A 16,833-nucleotide genomic window follows, 5' to 3' on the forward strand; every position below is an offset into this window, starting at 1 on the left:
CGCCCTAGGATGAGGCCGCGGCTGGCTGGTGCAGCCGGGGTGGCACATTCGGACGTGGTGGACGTGGTGGACGAGACCGTAGGAGGCAGCGTGCACGGGGTAGGCCCTTCGACGGTGCTGGGCGGTCGCTACGCCGTCCAACGCCGGCTCGAGCAGCTGCCGAAGGCCGAACGGTGGTCGGCCCACGACACGACCCTCGAGCGCGATGTGGTCATCGTCTGCTTCTCCGAGCACGAGGCCCACGCCGACACCACCCTCGACGCTGCCCGCCGGGTCGCGGGCCTCGACAACCACCGGCTCGTGCGCGTGCTCGACGTCGGGCGGTCCGAGGGCATCGCGTTCTTCGTCGAGGAGGCGATCAGCGACTCCCACACCCTCACCCACCTCCTGGAGCAGGGCGGCCTGCCCGCCGAGGAGGTGCGGCGCATCGCCGGCGAGGCCGCGACCGGACTCGAGGCGGCCCGCGGTCGCGGGCTGCACCACCTGCGGCTGACCCCCCACTCGGTCCTGCGCGCCCACGACGGCACGATCAAGGTGCGTGGCGTGGCCACCACCGCGGCGATGGCCACCGACGACGACGTCGACGCCACCCGCGCGGCCCGCACCGACGCCGTGGGCGTCGTCGCCATCACGTATGCCGCGTTGACCAGCCGGTGGCCGCTGCCCGGCCACGTCGCCGGGCTCGAGTCGGCCCCGCACGTCGTCGGCGGCGTGCCGGCGCCGTCCGAGATCGCAGCCGGCGTCCCCGGTGACCTCGACGCGTTGTGCCGCCTCACCCTCAACGAGGACCAGGGCCCGCTCACGCCCGGCGACTTCGCGACCCAGATCGCCCCCTGGGCGATGTCGCAGGTGCAGGGCCTCGGCGGGACGCGGCCGGTCGACGACGGCAGCACCCGCACGATCGCGATGCCGCGCGACGAGCTCGACGCCGCCCTGGCCGCCGAGTCCGCGCCGCCAGTGCCCGCTCCGTCCGTCCCCCCGCCGCCGGTCCACCCCGACGAGCAGGGTCCTGAAGACGCAGCCGTGCACGGCCAGCACGAGGCACCGTGGCCCACTCCCGCGGGCGCGGTGTCCGGCGCCGCCACCCCGGCCGAGCCGACCCCCACCCAGCCGCTCACGCCTGTCACCGGCGCCCACGGCATACCGGCGAGCACCGGCGGTCCCACCACCGAGGGCGCCGCTGACGACGACACCGACGACGACCAGGGTCCTGAGCAGGCGGGCACCGGCGCCGCCGCGGCCGCCCAGGCCGCGGCCGCCGCGAGCGCGGTGGGCACGGCCCTCGGCACCGCGGGTCACGCCGCCGGACAGGCCGCGGGTGCCGCGGCCCACCGGGTCGGCAGCTTCGCCCGCGCTGCGGCCGACAAGGCGGCCGAGCGTCGCGCGCAGCGCCAGGCGACCGAGGAACGGGCCGAGGAGCGCCGGATCTCGCTCAACCAGGCCCTGGTCGAGGGGCAGGAGCCGCTCGGGCCACCCCTGCCGATGCTCTCCGCCGAGACCGGCACGGCACCGACCCGTGACCAGACCAAGGTGGTCCTGGCGATCATGGCGGCGTTCCTGGTCGTCGCCACCCTCCTGGGTTTCTGGGGTGCCTCGAGGATCGGCTCCAACAGCGACCTCGGGCTGGGTGGCGCCCCCGCCCCCAAGACCACCGTCAAGGTGACTGCCCCCGCCGTCACCGTGACGCCCACCGCCCCGGACGCAGGCGGCGGCGGCGACTCGTTCGCCATCCTCAGCGCCACCGGCTTCGACCCCGAGGGCGACGGCGCGGAGCGCAACGGCGAGGCCCCGCGCGTCTTCGACGGCAAGACCAACACCTACTGGAGCTCCGAGGGCTACGCCAGCCCCAACCTCGGTGGCCTCAAGAAGGGCGTCGGCCTGCGACTCGACCTCGGGCAGAACCGCAGCGTCTCGACGGTCGGGCTCGTGCTGCCCAACGCGGCCGACGTGACCGTGTACGTCGGCGAGGACCGTGACTCCCTGGGCAGCGCCACCGCGATCGGCTCCTCGAAGGGCAAGTCCGGAGCCGTGACCCTCAAGGCCCCGTCGGTCGTGAAGGGCCAGTACGTCTTCGTCTGGTTCACCGCGGTGACCCAGGTGTCCGACGGCCGGTTCCGCGCCACCGTCGCCGAGGTCACGGTCGGCTGAGCCGGCGCGGCAGCCGACCGGACATCGATGAGCAGCCTCCCGTTGCACGAGCAGGACGACCGCGCGTTGCTGCGCGCGCACGTCGAGGGCGACCCGGAGGCGTTCGGTGAGCTGTTCCTCCGCCACCGCGACCGCATGTGGGCGGTGGCCCTGCGCACCACCCGCAACCGTGAGCTCGCCTCCGACTGCGTGCAGGACGCGTTCATCTCCGCCTTTCGGCGGGCCGGGTCCTACCGGGGTGACGCGGCGGTCACCACCTGGCTGCACCGCATCGTGGTCAACGCCTGCCTCGACCGGTTGCGGCGCGACAAACCCACCAGCGAGCTGCCCGAGCACGAGCTGGCCGACCGCCACGACGCGGAGTCGTCGGTCGACACGCGGCTCGACGTCCGGGAGGCCCTGGAGCGCCTCCCCGAGGGCCAGCGGATGGCGCTGATCCTCGTCGACATGCACGGGATGTCGGTCGCCGAGGCGGCCGCCGTGCTCGAGGTCGCGGAGGGCACCGTGAAGTCGCGGTGCAGCCGGGGCCGCGACGCCATGGCCGAGCTCCTGCGGGAACCATCGGGGCAGCCGTGACGTCGTACACATGTCGCCACCGCCGTGCCCGCACCGGCAGCCGCGCGACCACGAGACCGACACCCATCGTCTGGAGGAAGTCGTGGTGAGCACACCCCGCGTGCCCCCGGCGGACCATGGCGTCCCCCCGCACGGCAGCACCCCGCCGGACCCGCGCGGCGCGAGCGCCGGCAGGCACGACGACACAGAGCACGACCCCACCGGCATCCGGGCGCTGCTGTCGGCCCTGCCCGACCCCGGTCCCATGCCGGCCGACCTCGTCGCCCGCATCACCGCCTCGATCGCGCAGGAGCAGTCCGCCCGCCAGGGTGGCACCGTCGTGCCGCTGCGCCGGCGCAGCTGGGGCTGGCAGCACCTGGGCGCAGCCGCCGCTGCCGCCGTGATCCTCGCCGTGGGCCTCCCCGCCCTGCTCACCGGCACCGGTCCCGGCGACGTGATGGCCTCGCTGAAGGGCACCTCCTCGGCCGACAGCGCCAGCAGCGCAGAGGGCAACAGCGGCGCCCTCGCCGACTCCGGTGGCGCCCCCGCCGCTCCGGGCTCGACGTCGTCCCCCCAACCGTCCACCCTCGGCGACCAGAGGGTGCGTGGCCCGGTCGGCGACGTGGCCCTCGCGGCGACCGGCACGGCATACACGACCGCCGGGCTCGCCACCCAGGCGGCGACGCTGGGCTCCACGTTCGAGGCCTCCTCGGCAGCCAAGGACTACGCCGTGCCCTACGGCGAGGCCGGGCTGCGTGGCTGCCTCACCGCCCTGGGGGTCAAGGACGGGCTCCCGGTGCGCGGCGACGTCGCGACCCTCGACGGCGTCCCGGCGGTGATCGCGCTGGTCGACCGGGGCGGCACCGAGTCGGTGTATGCCGTGGCTCCCGACTGCGACGCGCAGCACCCCAGGCTGCTCGCCGGGCCGCTCACCCTCCCCTGAGGGCGCCTCGACCACTCCGCCTTCTGCGCTCGCCCGCGCGTCGGGCCGGTCAGGCGGCGGTAGGGAACATCGAGGCCCTACGATCAGTTGAAGAGTCCGGCACCGTATGTTGCGGTGCACCGCCTTCTCGACCACAAGGGGCTGTAACCGCGTGACCACCACCGCACCCGCCGACATCCGCAGTCTGATCATCATCGGCTCGGGCCCGGCGGGCTACACCGCCGCTGTCTACGCGGCCCGGGCCAACCTCCAGCCGCTGCTCTTCGAAGGCGCCGTCACCGCAGGTGGGGCGCTGATGAACACCACCGAGGTGGAGAACTTCCCGGGGTTCCGCGACGGGATCATGGGTCCCGACCTGATGGAGAACATGCGGGCCCAGGCCGAGCGGTTCGGGGCCGAGATCATCACCGACGACGTCGAGTCCGTCGACCTCGAGGGTGCGGTCAAGACCGTGGTCGACGCGGAGGGCAACACCTACCGCGCCCACGCCGTCATCCTCGCCATGGGGTCTGCCTACCGCGAGCTGGGTCTGCCCGACGAGAAGCGGCTGTCCGGCCACGGCGTCTCGTGGTGTGCGACCTGCGACGGGTTCTTCTTCCGTGACCAGGACATCGCCGTCGTCGGTGGCGGCGACTCCGCCGTCGAGGAGGCGACCTTCCTCACCAAGTTCGCCCGCTCGGTGACGATCGTCCACCGTCGCGGCGAGCTGCGGGCCTCCAAGATCATGGCCGAGCGCGCGCTGTCCAACGACAAGATCAGGTTCGCCTGGAACTCCGCCGTCGAGGCGATCCACGGCGACGCGAAGCTGACCGGCATCACGCTGCGCGACACCGAGACCGGTGCGACCCGCGAGCTGCCCGTCACCGGCCTGTTCGTCGCGATCGGCCACGACCCGCGCAACGAGCTGGTCAAGGGTGTCGTCGACCTCGACGACGAGGGCTACGTCCTCGTCCAGGGCCGCACCACGCTGACCAACCTCCCGGGCGTGTTCGCCTCGGGTGACCTGGTCGACCACACCTACCGGCAGGCCATCACGGCGGCGGGGTCCGGCTGTGCCGCGGCCCTCGACGCCGAGCGCTACCTCGCCGACCGCGAGCATGCCGGCGCCCCCGCGGCCGACGCCGCCCTCACCGGCGAGCCGGCACTGACGCACTGACCCACCGGTCCGCCTGTCAGACCCCGCGGGGATCATGAGAGGCAGACGCAGCCACACCGCTCCACCAGCTAGACCGCAGAGCCATCAACCGCAGCACCACCGAAAGGAGCCCCCGAGTGGGAGCCATCAAGGACACCACGGACGCCACCTTCGAGGCCGACGTCCTCCAGAAAGACAAGCCGGTCCTGGTGGACTTCTGGGCACCCTGGTGCGGCCCGTGCCGCGCCGTCGCCCCGATCCTCGAGGAGCTGGCCGTCGCCCACGCCGACAAGATCGAGATCGTCAAGCTCAACACCGACGAGAACCTCGCCGTCAGCAGCCGTTACGGCATCACCGGCATCCCGACCCTCAACGTCTACGTCGGGGGCGAGGTCGTGAAGACCCTCGTGGGTGCCATGCCCAAGCCCAAGCTGGTGCGTGAGCTCGCCGACTACCTCGGCTGAGTGACCCCGTGACCGCCTGCCGGTCGCGCCCGATGGTGGGCGCGACCGGCATCGTCGTTCCCGGGCCGGTCCGGTTGGTCCGCGAGGCTGTTCTGACTTAGGCTCGGGAGTCGGACACGGTGTGCCGCGAGCGTGCCCACGGGGCCGGCGCACCACCGCTGACCTGCACAAACATCCATCTGCGATGATCCGTTCACCGGGCGTCGCCCGCCATGCCGAGGAGGCCGCGTGTCAGACAGCAAGTACGGCCTGCTCGGCCTCGGGAGCCACGGGCCCGAGGTCGCGGACGTGCGAGCCCGGCTGGCCGCGCTGCCCCCCGACCAGCTGCCCGACCGGCCCGACCTGCAGGCCGACGACCCCAGCGTGTTCGACGCCTCGATGGAGCGGGCCGTGCGCGCCTTCCAGCAGCACAAGGGCCTGATCGTCGACGGCGTGGTGGGGGTGGAGACCTTCACCGCCATCGACGGCGCCCGCTGGGCCCTCGGTGACCGGATCCTCCTGCACACGCCGGGTCACCTGCAGCGCGGTGAGGACGTCGTGACCCTCCAGGAGCGGCTCAACACCCTGGGCTTCGCCGCGGGCCGGGTCGACGGCCGCTTCGGCCCCGAGACCGAGCGGGCCGTCCGCAGCTTCCAGCGGGCCTACGGCCTGTCCGGTGACGGTTCGGTCGGTCCCCACACCCTCCGGGCCTTCGAGGACCTGCGCCGGTCGGTGTCCGGCGGCTCGGCCAACGTGCTGCGCGAGCGTGAGCTGGTCCGGCGCTCGGGACACAGCCTGTCGGGGCGCACGGTCGTGCTCGACCCCGGCCACGGCGGCAGCAACACCGGGGCCGCCGCCCACGGGCTGGTCGAGTCCGAGGTCGTGATGGACCTGGCACGACGGATCGAGGGCCGCCTGACCGCGATCGGCGTCTCCGTCGTCTACACCCGCACCGAGCACACCAGCCCCACCGAGGACGAGCGGGCCGCGCTGGCCAACGAGGCCGGGGCCGACCTCGTGCTCTCGCTGCACTGCGACTCCCACGACGCGGCCGAGGCCAGCGGCGTGGCCACCTTCTTCTTCGGTCGCGACCGCAAGACGTCGTGGTCAGCCGTTGGTGAGCACCTGGCCGACCTCGTGCTGCGCGAGGTGGTGGCCCGCACCGGGCTCGAGAACTGCCGCTCGCACGGCCGCTCGTGGGCCCTGCTCCAGCAGACCCGGATGCCGGCGGTGCGGATCGAGGCCGGCTACCTCTCGCACCCCACCGACGCGGCTCGGCTCGCCGACCCGCTCTTCCGCGATACCCTCGCCGAGGCCGTCCTGGTCAGTCTCCAGCGGCTCTACATGGGCGACGATGACACCGCCACCACCGGTGTCCTGCGACTCGGCGACCTGCGCGCCTACCTCGCCTCGCACAGCTGACCGCGCAGCACGAATCCACTACTGCCGCAACGGTTTTCCCGCCGAGCCTTCCCTACCCCAGCTCAGGCGCTGCGGTCGAGGCCCAGCATGTCGACGATCCGGTTGAGGTCGTCCACTGACGCGAACTCGACGGTGAGCTTGCCCTTGCGCTGCCCCAGGGCGATGTTCACGCGGGTGTCGAAGCGGTCGGAGAGCCGGGCCGCCAGGTCGTCGAGCTGCGGGTGCCGGTTGCCGGCCCGGGGACGACGCGGCTTGGCCACCTCGTCGGGCCCACCCACGGCCACGATCTCCTCGACGTTGCGGACGCTGAGGCCCTCGGCCACGATCCGCTGCGCGACCCGCTCCATCGCGGCGCCGTCGGAGAGCCCCAGCAGGGCCCGTGCGTGGCCGGCGGACAGGACGCCCGCGGCGACCCTGCGGGCGACCAGTGGCGGGAGCTTGAGCAGCCGGAGCGTGTTGGAGATCTGCGGTCGCGAGCGACCGATGCGGGCGGCCAGCTCGTCGTGCGTGCAGCCGAAGTCCTCGAGCAGCTGCTGGTATGCCGCGGCCTCCTCCAGCGCGTTCAGCTGGCTGCGGTGGAGGTTCTCCAGGAGGGCGTCGCGCAGCAGGTCGTCGTCGTCGGTCTCCTTGACGATGGCCGGCACGGTGGCCTTGCCGGCTGCCTGCGACGCCCGCCAGCGGCGCTCGCCCATGATCAGCTCGTAGCGCACGCCGTCGGCCGCGTTGTCGAGCTCGTCAGGCCCCTGACCTGCGGGAATGGGCCGGATCACGATCGGCTGGAGCACTCCGATCTCGCGGATCGAGTGCACCAGCTCGGCCATGTCGTCCTCGTCGAAGACCGACCGGGGCTGGCGCGGGTTGGGCCGGATCTGCTCGACCGGGATCTCACCGTAGGACACCCCGGGCACCGGCGCGAGCTCCGAGCCGTCGGTGGCCGTGGCCCCGGCGCCGTCCTGGTCGCCCCCCTGGGTGGTGTCTGTCTCCGAGGTGGGAGCTGCGGTGTCGGCGCCGTCGACGTCGGCCACGGCGACTCCCCCACCCTGGTCGCCCTCGCCGGCCGGTGACCCACCGGCATACGCCGTGGCCGCGCCGGGGCGCGAGTCGGGGAAGAAGACGTCCACGGGACGGCCGTTCGGGGAGGTCGGGGCGTTGGGGATGAGGGCTCCCAGGCCCCGGCCGAGGGCGCGGCGCTTCTCGCTCATGGTCTCTTCTCTCAGTTCTGCGCGGATGCGGTCTGGTGGTCGGCGGTGGTGGCGGCGCCGCGGTCGGCGAGCTCTGCGGCGGCGCCGAGGTAGGACAGCGCCCCGCTCGAGTTCGGGTCGTAGGTCATCACGGTCTGGCCGTGGCTCGGTGCCTCGGAGATCCGCACCGAGCGGGGCACCGTGTTGCGGAGCACCTGCTCGGGGAAGTGGGTGCGCACCTCGTCGGCGACCTGGGCCGAGAGGCGGGTGCGACCGTCGTACATGGTGAGCAGGATGGTCGACACGTGCAACGTCGGGTTGAGGTGGTTGCGGATCAGCTCGATGTTCTTGAGCAGCTGCGAGAGGCCTTCGAGGGCGTAGTACTCGCACTGGATCGGGATGAAGACCTCCTGCGCGGCGACGAAGGCGTTCACCGTCAGCAGGCCCAGGCTCGGCGGGCAGTCGATCAGCACGTAGTCGGGCGACGGGCGCCCGGCGGTCGACCCCTGCTCGAGGTAGGCGGCGATCGCCTTCTGCAACCGGGTCTCCCGCGCGACGAGCGAGACCAGCTCGATCTCGGCCCCGGCGAGGTCGATCGTGGCCGGGGCGCACCACAGGCCCGCGATGTCAGGGCACTCCTGCACCACGTCCGCGAGCGGCGTCCCCTCGACCAGGACGTCGTAGATGCTCGGCACCTCTGCGTGGTGGTCGATCCCCAGCGCGGTGCTGGCATTGCCCTGGGGGTCGATGTCGATGACGAGCACGGTCAGTCCGGCCTGCGCGAGACCCGCGGCGACGTTGACGGTGGTGGTGGTCTTGCCCACCCCACCCTTCTGGTTGGCGACGGTCAGCACGCGGGTGGTCGGCGGCTTCGGGAAGACCCGGCCGGTCAGGGCGATCCGCTTGCGGGCGTCGGCGGCCACCGCCCGGGCCAGGGGGGTGTCGTGGTCCCCCTGCGGCAGGGAGGAGGCCAGCTCCTCGCGGTCGTCCGTTTCACGTGAAACCACGGCGGCCAGCGCCTCGAGGGCTTCCGTGGCAGCGACCGAGTCGCCGGTGTGCGGCGCGGCCTCAGAGGCAGCTACCAGCTCCACATCCGGCTCCGGCTCCGACTCCGTGGGCGGCTCGCTGACTGGCGTGCCGATGGGCTCGCCGGCTGCTACCCCGTCGGGGTCGACCGGCGCGTCCGACGGCTCCGTTCCACGTGAAACGTCGGCCGAGTCGTGGAGGTCGACGGTCCGTGGGAGGCCCGCTTCGACGGCGGTTTCACGTGAAACAGCGGCGCCGTCGGCGCGCTGGTCGCGCGCTGGCCAGCCGAGCGCCGTGCTGGCGCGGCCGAGCCGCTGAGGCCATCCGAGTCCCTGGGTCAGTTGCACCGTTGCTGTGCTCACACAGTCTCCTCGTTGGCCATGGACATCATCCAACCCTACGTCGTGGCCGAGTCACAACGCGGGAGGCGGCGCCTACGCCGACCGAGTGAAACCGGCACAGCGCACACCACCCGATCCGTCGACCAGACGCGGGTCGGGTGCGTCAGCGCGAGGGTCGGGTCGCGCCCTTGCCCTTGGCCGCCCGGCGCGCCGCACCCTTGGAGCGACCCTTCGGCGCCGGTCGGGAGCCGATCGTCACCTGGAGCGTGGTGGTCGGCACCGGAAGCAGCTCGGCGCCATGGGTCTCGATCCGGGCTGAGGTCATGCCGAGCTTGCGCAGCGTCTTCCGCTCCGCGTCGAGCTCCTCAGCGGCCGAGCCGCCCTTGAGCGCCACCAGGGTCCCGCCGTCCTGCAGGAGGGGGAAGGTCCAGCGTGCCAGCTTGTCGATGCGGGCGACCGCCCGGGCGGTGGCATAGGGAGCCGAGAGCACGCCGGCGAACTCCTCGGCCCGACCCCGGTGCACCGTGCAGTTGTGGAGCCCGAGCTCCTCGATCGTCGTCGACAGCCAGGTCGTGCGGCGCAGCATGGGCTCGACCAGGTGGAGGTGCAGGTCCGGCCGGACGATCGCGAGGGCCAGCCCGGGGAGGCCGGCCCCCGACCCGACGTCCACCACGGCGACCCCCTCGGGGAACGCCTCGTGGGCGACGGCGCAGTTGAGGATGTGCCGGTCCCAGAGGATCGGCACCTCCCTGGGGCCGATCAGCCCGTGCGAGACGCCGGTGTCGGCCAGGATCGCCGCGAACTGCTCAGCCAGGGCCAGCCGGTCCCCGAACACCACGGCAGCAGCGGGAGGGGCCACGGGCACTGTCATCGGGGCAGCAGCCGCAGGGCCGTCGGTCGCTGATGCCGCGACGGGCGCGGTCCCGGTCTCCCCGGTCCCGCGCCCGTCGTCGGTGCGCTCGTGCGATGTCATGCGCGCTGTTTCACGTGAAACACAGTCGTCGTCGCTCGCGTCAGGCCGGGAGGATGACGACGAAGCGTCGCGGCTCGACGCCGTCTGACTCGGAGGACAGCCCGGCGGCCAGCACCTCGTCGTGGACCACCTTGCGCTCGAACGCCGTCATGGGGTCGAGGGCGGCCTTCTCACCGGAGGCCTTGACCTGCTCGATCACCGTCTGGGCGAGCTCGACGAGGGTGGAACGACGCTCGGCGCGGTGGCCGGCCACGTCGAGCATGAGCCGGCTGCGCTCACCGGTCGCCGACTGGACGGCGAGCCGGGTCAGCTCCTGGAGGGCTTCGAGCACCTTGCCGTCCTGGCCGACGAGGCTACGGGGGACCCGGCCCTCGTCGGAGTCGACGATGGACACCGCCGCGCGGTCGCCATCCACGTCGACGTCGATGTCTCCGTCGAGGTCGGCGATGTCGAGCAGCGTCTCGAGGAAGTCAGCGGCGACCTCGCCCTCGCGCTCGAGGTCGGCCACCTTGGCCGGGCGGCGGCGCGGGGCCGCGGACGAGTCGGCACCCTCTTCGGCACCCTCTTCGGCACCCTCGTCGTCGGCGTCAGCGTCAGCGTCGGCGTCAGCGTCAGCGTCAGCGTCGGGGTCGGTCGAGGCGTCCACGGTCGCCTCGTCGGTCTGCTCGTCGCCGGTCGGGGCGGTGGTCTCGCTCGTCGCCTCGGCGGCCGGCCTGGCAGCCTGGTCGCTGGCGGGGGTGTCGTCCACGACGGTGTCGTTGTGCTCGGTCATGGTGATCACTCTCAGTTGTCGGTCTGGGGCGTGGAGTCGGTGGTGGAGGCGGGGGTCTTCGCGGGCTTGGCTGCCGGCTTGGCCGGGCCACCCTTCTTCTTCTTGTTCCGGGTGGGCTGCACGCGCTGGCCGCTGGGCTTGGGGGCCTCGGTCTCCGCGGGCTTGTCGAGGCCCTTGACGGTGAACTCCTCGATCGGCTTGCCCTTCTTGAGCCGCCGCTCCTGCATCGCCTTCTCGGCGAGGGAGCCGGGCGCAGGCATCTTGCGGATCACGTAGAACTGCTGGCACATCGACCAGACGTTCGTCGTGAGCCAGTAGAGCAGCACGCCGATGGGGAAGTTCACGCCGGAGATGGCGAAGAAGATCGGCATCAGGTAGAGCAGCATCTTCTGCTGCTTCGCGAACGGGTTGTCCAGTGCCGAGGCCGGCATGTTCTTCATCATCAGCTGGCGCTGGGTGGTGAACGTGCTGGCCGACATGAGGATGATGAGGACGACCGTGACGATCTGGACGGTGAGGCTGTTGGCGCCGATGAACCGGTCGGACAGCTGGGCGCCGAAGAACGTCGACGCCTCCGCCTCACCGGCGAGCTTGCGGGTGATCGGCCCGATCGGGTCGGTCGTGCCGTCCGAGATCTTCTTGAGGCCGTTGAGCACCCGGAACAGGCCGAAGAAGAACGGCGACTGGAGCAGGATCGGCAGGCACGAGCTGAACGGGTTGGTCCCGGTCCGCTTGTAGAGGTCCATCGTCTCCTGCGTCATCGCCTGACGGGAGTCGGGATCCTTCTTGTCCTTGTACTTGGCCTGGATCTTCTGCATCTCGGGCTGGATCAGCTGCATCCGGCGCGAGGCGTGGATCTGCCTGACGAAGAGCGGGATCATCGCGGCGCGCATGACGACCACGAGCCCGACGATGGACAGGGTCCACGCCACTCCGGAGGCCGACGGGATGCCGAGGGTCGTGAAGAGGGTGTGCCAGCCGTACAGGATCCACGCCACGATCCACTCGAACGGGTAGATCAGGTCACTGAAGCTCATGTCGTCCTCAATCTGGTGGTGTCCCGTCTAGGTGCCGGTCCACCGGTGGTTCCGGTCACGCAGTGGGTAGGCCGCGTGGCCGGCAGGTCTGGTGCCCGGCCGCTAGGCGGCGTGGGCGGGTGGTGCTGCCGGCTGGTCGGCCGGTGGTGCCTGCGTCGTCCCGTCCGGTGCCTGCGGGTGGCGGGCGGGGACGTGGTCGACCCCTCCGGCAGCCCACGGGTGGCACCTACCCAACCGCCGCAGCGCCAGCCAGGTTCCCTTGACGGGTCCGAAGCGGCGGATCGCGGTGAGGGCGTACGACGAGCAGGACGGGTAGTAGCGGCAGGTCGGGGGCGTCATCGGGGAGATGAAGCGCTGGTAGAACAGGAGCAGCCCGATCAGGGGCGCCGCGGTGACTCGCTTGAGGGTGGTCACGCTCGACCCGCCCCCAGCCGCGCGGACACCCGCGCCAGGAGGGCGTCCAGCTCGACCGCCAGGGAAGCCGAATTCGCTTGTGCTGCAACGGGATTCGCGCGGATGACGAGGTCAGTCCCAGCGGGCACGGCCCCAACCCGGGCCGCCATCAGGGCACGCAGGCGGCGCTTGGTGCGGTTGCGGACGACGGCGTTGCCCACGGCCTTGGAGACAACAAAACCGACCCGCGGCGGTTGTCCCGCACGCGCGTCGGCCTGGTTGGCGTGGACCACGATCAGCGTGGCGCCAGCTCGGGCTCCCCTGGGCCCCCGGAAGGTGGCCGCGAAGTCCGAGCTCGCACGGAGCCGGTGCCCCGCGGGCAGCACGGGGTCGTCCTCAGGCGGAGAGCTCGGAGCGGCCCTTGGCGCGGCGGGCCGACAGGATGGCACGACCCGCACGGGTGCGCATGCGCAGACGGAAGCCGTGGGTCTTGGCCCGACGACGGTTGTTCGGCTGGAAAGTACGCTTGCTCACGAGGATCTCCGTTACTGGTCAGGCCCGGGTGGCCTGCTGAGTGCTTGGGGCGCCTGTTCGGCCGCAATCGGAGGCCCGCGCCTCGACCAGCGGTGGGACTCACCGACGATCCAGGGGCGTCACGGGCATGCGAAAACGGCCGACAGGCCTGGTCAAAGGTACGCGAGCGCGGCGGGCAGGGTCAAACCAGCGCCGACCACCCGGCATACCTGGGGCTTTTAGCACCGCTGGTCCCGGTTCAGGCCGGGGACACGCCGACCTCGCGCACTGATTTTGGCGCAAGCGGGCCAATTTTCGGCCGTTTCGGTTGCCGAGGCACCGCCGCTGTTGTTACCGTCCCTCCTCGTCCCATTCCTTGCCCACAGGTTGTGGATAACCATGTGGACAAGGCATGCTGAGGCAGCAGACCAGCACAGACCCTGCGACAGGGCAGATCCGCGAAGACCGTCGAAAGGGATGTGGACCGGTGAGTGACACAGATCTGGACTTCACACAGATCTGGCAGAACACCATCGCCACCCTCGACGCCGACGGACTGCCGGCCCGCGAGCGCGCGTTCCTCACGCTGGCCCGCCTGGCCGGCCTGCTCGACGGCACCGCCCTGGTCAAGGTCCCGAACGACTACACCAAGGACGTCGTCGAGCAACGAGTGCGCGACGCCGTGACCCGGGCGCTCTCCTCGCAGCTCGGGGAGCAGGTCCACCTCGCGGTCACGGTCGACACCTCACTCGACGAGGCGCACCACACCGAGGACACGACCGGCTACCCCGACGAGACCGGGTCGGCTCTCGCCCTCACGCTGGGCTCCGACCTCCAGGCGGGCATCAACTCCGGCATCAACTCCGGCATCAACTCCGGCATCAACTCGGGCACGAGCTCCGGCATCAGCTCCGGCATGGGTGCGCCCGGGCAGGGCGACAACGTCTACGCGCTCACCCCCGCGACCGAGCCGCAGCGCCGACCGCGCGACGAGGTCCCGAGCATCACCGACGAGTCGGCGACCCGGCTCAACCCGAAGTACACCTTCGACACCTTCGTCATCGGCGCGAGCAACCGGTTCGCCCACGCCGCGGCGGTCGCGGTGGCCGAGGCGCCGGCGAAGGCGTACAACCCGCTGTTCGTCTACGGCGAGTCCGGCCTGGGCAAGACCCACCTCCTGCACGCGATCGGCCACTACGCGCGCAACCTCTACCCGCACGTGAAGGTGCGCTACGTGAACTCCGAGGAGTTCACCAACGACTTCATCAACAGCATCCGCGACGACAAGGCGAGCAACTTCCAGCGCCGCTACCGCGATGTCGACGTCCTGCTGATCGACGACATCCAGTTCCTCCAGGGCAAGGTGCAGACGCAGGAGGAGTTCTTCCACACGTTCAACACCCTGCACAACGCCAACAAGCAGGTCGTCATCACCAGCGACCTCCCGCCCAAGCTGCTCAGCGGCTTCGAGGAGCGGATGCGCAGCCGGTTCGAGTGGGGCCTGCTCACCGACGTCCAGCCGCCCGACCTCGAGACCCGCATCGCGATCCTGCGCAAGAAGGCCATCCAGGAGCGGATGAGCGCGCCCGACGAGGTGCTCGAGTTCATCGCCAGCCGGATCTCCACCAACATCCGCGAGCTCGAGGGCGCCCTGATCCGCGTCACCGCGTTCGCCAGCCTGAACCGCCAGAGCGTCGACATGGGCCTGGCCGAGATCGTGCTCAAGGACCTCATCCCCAACGAGCAGGGCTCGCAGATCACCAGCGCCACGATCATGGCGCAGACGGCGGCCTACTTCGGGCTGACCATCGAGGACCTCTGCGGCACGTCGCGCTCGCGGGTGCTGGTGACCGCCCGGCAGATCGCGATGTACCTCTGCCGCGAGCTGACCGACCTCTCGCTGCCGAAGATCGGCCAGCAGTTCGGGGGCCGCGACCACACCACCGTGATGCACGCCGACAAGAAGATCCGGCAGCTGATGGCCGAGCGCCGGGCGATCTACAACCAGGTCACCGAGCTCACCAACCGGATCAAGCAGCAGTCCCGCTGACCTCGGTCCCCCTTTGCCGGGACGTTCTCCACAGGGTTGTGCACAGCTGTGAAGGTTTGTTCATCCTCCCGACATCTTCGTCCGGCGCCCGGTCAGACGTGCTCAGACGAGCACGGACCACGCTCAGGAACCGGACAAACGCGGTACCCGGCCCGTGGTCCACACCTGTGGACAACTCTGTGGGTATGTATTCCGCCCCTACGACCATCGTCTGAATGGATGATCTTTTCCCAAGGCCTGTGGACAACCGGTGGACAACGCGTGCACGACACCCCCAGGACTGGGGACAAGCGGGGTATGCCGTGTGGAGCCGGTGTGGGCGGCCGGGCCGCCTCCACAACCACGACCAGCTTGTCCGCCGGCCCGTCCACCGCTCGTGCACACCGGACGCGCCGCGCTGACCTGCACCGATGTCGGTCGTCCACAGGATCCACACCCCCTATGACAACGACTACCCCTCCCTAGTCATGGATCCAGCCCCGAGTACCAAACCCTGGGCCCACCCGGCCCGAACGACAGGGAACGACCGGATGCTCGACGACCGAGATCAGGGCCAGCGGATTGCCCGATCCGGGTTGGCCGACCGCACGGTGAGCACTAGGGTCAGTCCGCAATCACATTCTTGAAGTTTTCAGCGGCGTGGCCGCACGCGAAGGGCAGGTAGTCACGGTGAAGTTCCGGGTCGAACGTGAGGTCCTCGCCGATGCCGTGACGTGGGTGGCCCGCGGCCTCCCGGCCCGTCCGCCGGTGCCGGTCCTGGCCGGCGTGCTGCTCGAGGCGAACGAAGAGGGCACCTTGACCCTCTCGGCCTTCGACTACGAGGTCTCCGCCAAGATCACCGTCGCGGCCGAGGTCGCCGAGGGTGGCACCGTCCTGGTGCTCGGCCGGCTCCTCGCCGACATCTCGCGCAACCTGCCGTCCAAGCCGGTCGACGTCGCGACCGAGGGCAACAAGGTCTCGGTCGTCTGTGGCTCGTCGCGGTTCAGCCTGATGCAGATGCCCGCCGACGACTACCCGACGCTGCCGACCTCCCCGACGGCCAGTGGCACCATCGCCGGTGACGTGTTCACCCAGGCGGTCGCCCAGGTCTCGATCGCGGCCGACCGTGGCGACACCCTCCCGATCCTGACCGGCGTGCGGGTCGAGATCGACGGCGACAAGATGACGCTCCTGGCGACCGACCGCTACCGGCTGGCCATGCGCGAGCTGACCTGGAACCCCGAGGCCACCGACGCCAGCCACCTGGCGCTGGTCCCAGCCCGCACCCTCTCCGAGACGGCCAAGGCGCTCGGCGCGTCCGGCTCGATCGAGCTCGCCCTCGGCTCGTCGGCCGGCGGCGACGGCCTGGTCGGCTTCGAGGCCGGGCAGCGGCGCACCACCACCCGCCTGCTCGACGGCGAGTACCCGAAGGTCACCTCGATCTTCCCGACCACCGTCGACACCGAGTCCGTGATCAAGACGTCGGAGCTGATCGAGGCCGTCAAGCGGGTCGCCCTCGTGGCCGAGCGCAACACCCCCGTGCGACTGAAGTTCAGCGACGGCCAGGTCGCCATCGAGGCCGGCACCGGCGACGACGCCCAGGCCTCCGAGGCGGTCGAGTCGACCCTGACCGGACCCGAGATCGAGATCGCCTTCAACCCGCAGTTCCTGCTCGACGGGCTGGGCGCGGTCGGCACCGACTACTCGCGGTTCTCCTTCACCCAGCCCTCGCGCCCGGCGGTCCTGTCCGGCCAGGACGAGCTCGACGGTGAGGCGGACACCACCTACCGCTACGTGCTGATGCCCGTTCGCTTCGCGAGCTGACCACCCCCGGGCGTAGCCTGAGCGGGCCGCACCCCGAGGTATGCCGCGAAGCCGGCTCCGCGGCATACCGCACCACCCACACGAAAGGGCGTCGCATC

At 71.2% G+C, this 16,833-nt stretch carries 16 protein-coding genes; 8 read left to right on the forward strand and 8 right to left on the reverse strand.

Annotated elements, in window-relative coordinates; all coding sequences use genetic code 11:
- Positions 1 to 90 precede the first annotated feature (90 nt).
- The 6 genes from AC1DWJ_RS03660 to AC1DWJ_RS03685 all read left to right on the forward strand — a co-directional run bounded on the left by AC1DWJ_RS03660 (position 91) and on the right by AC1DWJ_RS03685 (position 6,646).
- On the forward strand, positions 91 to 2,148 hold the full coding sequence (locus tag AC1DWJ_RS03660) for a hypothetical protein (RefSeq protein WP_457254466.1): 2,058 nt from the start codon (positions 91 to 93) through the stop codon (positions 2,146 to 2,148).
- A 27-nt stretch (positions 2,149 to 2,175) separates the two neighbouring features.
- A complete protein-coding gene (gene sigM / locus AC1DWJ_RS03665; RefSeq protein WP_457254465.1) occupies positions 2,176 to 2,724 on the forward strand; it encodes an RNA polymerase sigma factor SigM in 549 nt (182 codons plus the stop codon).
- Between the two features lie 85 nt (positions 2,725 to 2,809).
- Positions 2,810 to 3,646 (forward strand): hypothetical protein, encoded by an 837-nt coding sequence (locus AC1DWJ_RS03670; RefSeq protein ID WP_457254464.1) that lies wholly within the window; start codon positions 2,810 to 2,812, stop codon positions 3,644 to 3,646.
- A gap of 106 nt (positions 3,647 to 3,752) precedes the next feature.
- Positions 3,753 to 4,802, forward strand: a complete 1,050-nt coding sequence (trxB, locus tag AC1DWJ_RS03675; RefSeq protein ID WP_477619999.1) for a thioredoxin-disulfide reductase — start codon at positions 3,753 to 3,755, stop codon at positions 4,800 to 4,802.
- 116 nt (positions 4,803 to 4,918) lie between these two features.
- Complete coding sequence (gene trxA / locus AC1DWJ_RS03680) at positions 4,919 to 5,245, forward strand: thioredoxin (protein WP_056921368.1); 327 nt, start codon at positions 4,919 to 4,921, stop codon at positions 5,243 to 5,245.
- Between the two features lie 228 nt (positions 5,246 to 5,473).
- Positions 5,474 to 6,646, forward strand: coding sequence for an N-acetylmuramoyl-L-alanine amidase (locus tag AC1DWJ_RS03685; protein WP_457254461.1), 1,173 nt, complete (start codon positions 5,474 to 5,476; stop codon positions 6,644 to 6,646).
- Positions 6,647 to 6,708: 62 nt separating this feature from the next.
- Here AC1DWJ_RS03685 and AC1DWJ_RS03690 read toward each other — a convergent pair whose 3' ends face one another.
- The 8 genes from AC1DWJ_RS03690 to rpmH form a co-directional block, all read right to left on the reverse strand.
- Entirely contained in the window at positions 6,709 to 7,848 is a 1,140-nt protein-coding gene (locus tag AC1DWJ_RS03690; protein WP_457254460.1) for a ParB/RepB/Spo0J family partition protein, read from the reverse strand.
- Positions 7,849 to 7,859: 11 nt separating this feature from the next.
- A complete protein-coding gene (locus AC1DWJ_RS03695; RefSeq protein WP_457254459.1) occupies positions 7,860 to 9,215 on the reverse strand; it encodes a ParA family protein in 1,356 nt (451 codons plus the stop codon).
- Between the two features lie 142 nt (positions 9,216 to 9,357).
- Positions 9,358 to 10,167: a 16S rRNA (guanine(527)-N(7))-methyltransferase RsmG gene (gene rsmG / locus AC1DWJ_RS03700; protein WP_457254458.1), complete on the reverse strand. Its 810-nt coding sequence runs from the start codon at positions 10,165 to 10,167 to the stop codon at positions 9,358 to 9,360.
- Positions 10,168 to 10,207: 40 nt separating this feature from the next.
- Entirely contained in the window at positions 10,208 to 10,915 is a 708-nt protein-coding gene (locus AC1DWJ_RS03705) for a Jag family protein (RefSeq protein WP_457254509.1), read from the reverse strand.
- A 35-nt stretch (positions 10,916 to 10,950) separates the two neighbouring features.
- Positions 10,951 to 11,976: a membrane protein insertase YidC gene (gene yidC, locus AC1DWJ_RS03710; RefSeq protein ID WP_457254456.1), complete on the reverse strand. Its 1,026-nt coding sequence runs from the start codon at positions 11,974 to 11,976 to the stop codon at positions 10,951 to 10,953.
- 102 nt (positions 11,977 to 12,078) lie between these two features.
- Complete coding sequence (gene yidD, locus AC1DWJ_RS03715; protein WP_457254455.1) at positions 12,079 to 12,390, reverse strand: membrane protein insertion efficiency factor YidD; 312 nt, start codon at positions 12,388 to 12,390, stop codon at positions 12,079 to 12,081.
- The gene (rnpA, locus tag AC1DWJ_RS03720; RefSeq protein ID WP_457254454.1) at positions 12,387 to 12,755 is read right to left on the reverse strand and encodes a ribonuclease P protein component; all 369 of its coding nucleotides are present in this window, start codon (positions 12,753 to 12,755) and stop codon (positions 12,387 to 12,389) included. Before rnpA ends, yidD begins: the two co-directional genes overlap by 4 nt.
- Before the next feature lie 10 nt (positions 12,756 to 12,765).
- Complete coding sequence (rpmH, locus tag AC1DWJ_RS03725; RefSeq protein ID WP_056882794.1) at positions 12,766 to 12,903, reverse strand: 50S ribosomal protein L34; 138 nt, start codon at positions 12,901 to 12,903, stop codon at positions 12,766 to 12,768.
- Between the two features lie 466 nt (positions 12,904 to 13,369).
- Between rpmH and dnaA the strand changes: the two genes are divergently transcribed.
- Together dnaA and dnaN are read left to right on the forward strand one after the other, a co-directional pair.
- Complete coding sequence (dnaA, locus tag AC1DWJ_RS03730) at positions 13,370 to 14,932, forward strand: chromosomal replication initiator protein DnaA (protein ID WP_457254453.1); 1,563 nt, start codon at positions 13,370 to 13,372, stop codon at positions 14,930 to 14,932.
- A gap of 669 nt (positions 14,933 to 15,601) precedes the next feature.
- A complete protein-coding gene (dnaN, locus tag AC1DWJ_RS03735) occupies positions 15,602 to 16,735 on the forward strand; it encodes a DNA polymerase III subunit beta (RefSeq protein ID WP_457254508.1) in 1,134 nt (377 codons plus the stop codon).
- Positions 16,736 to 16,833 lie beyond the last annotated feature (98 nt).

The organism is Pedococcus sp. P2_D7, assembly GCF_056404295.1.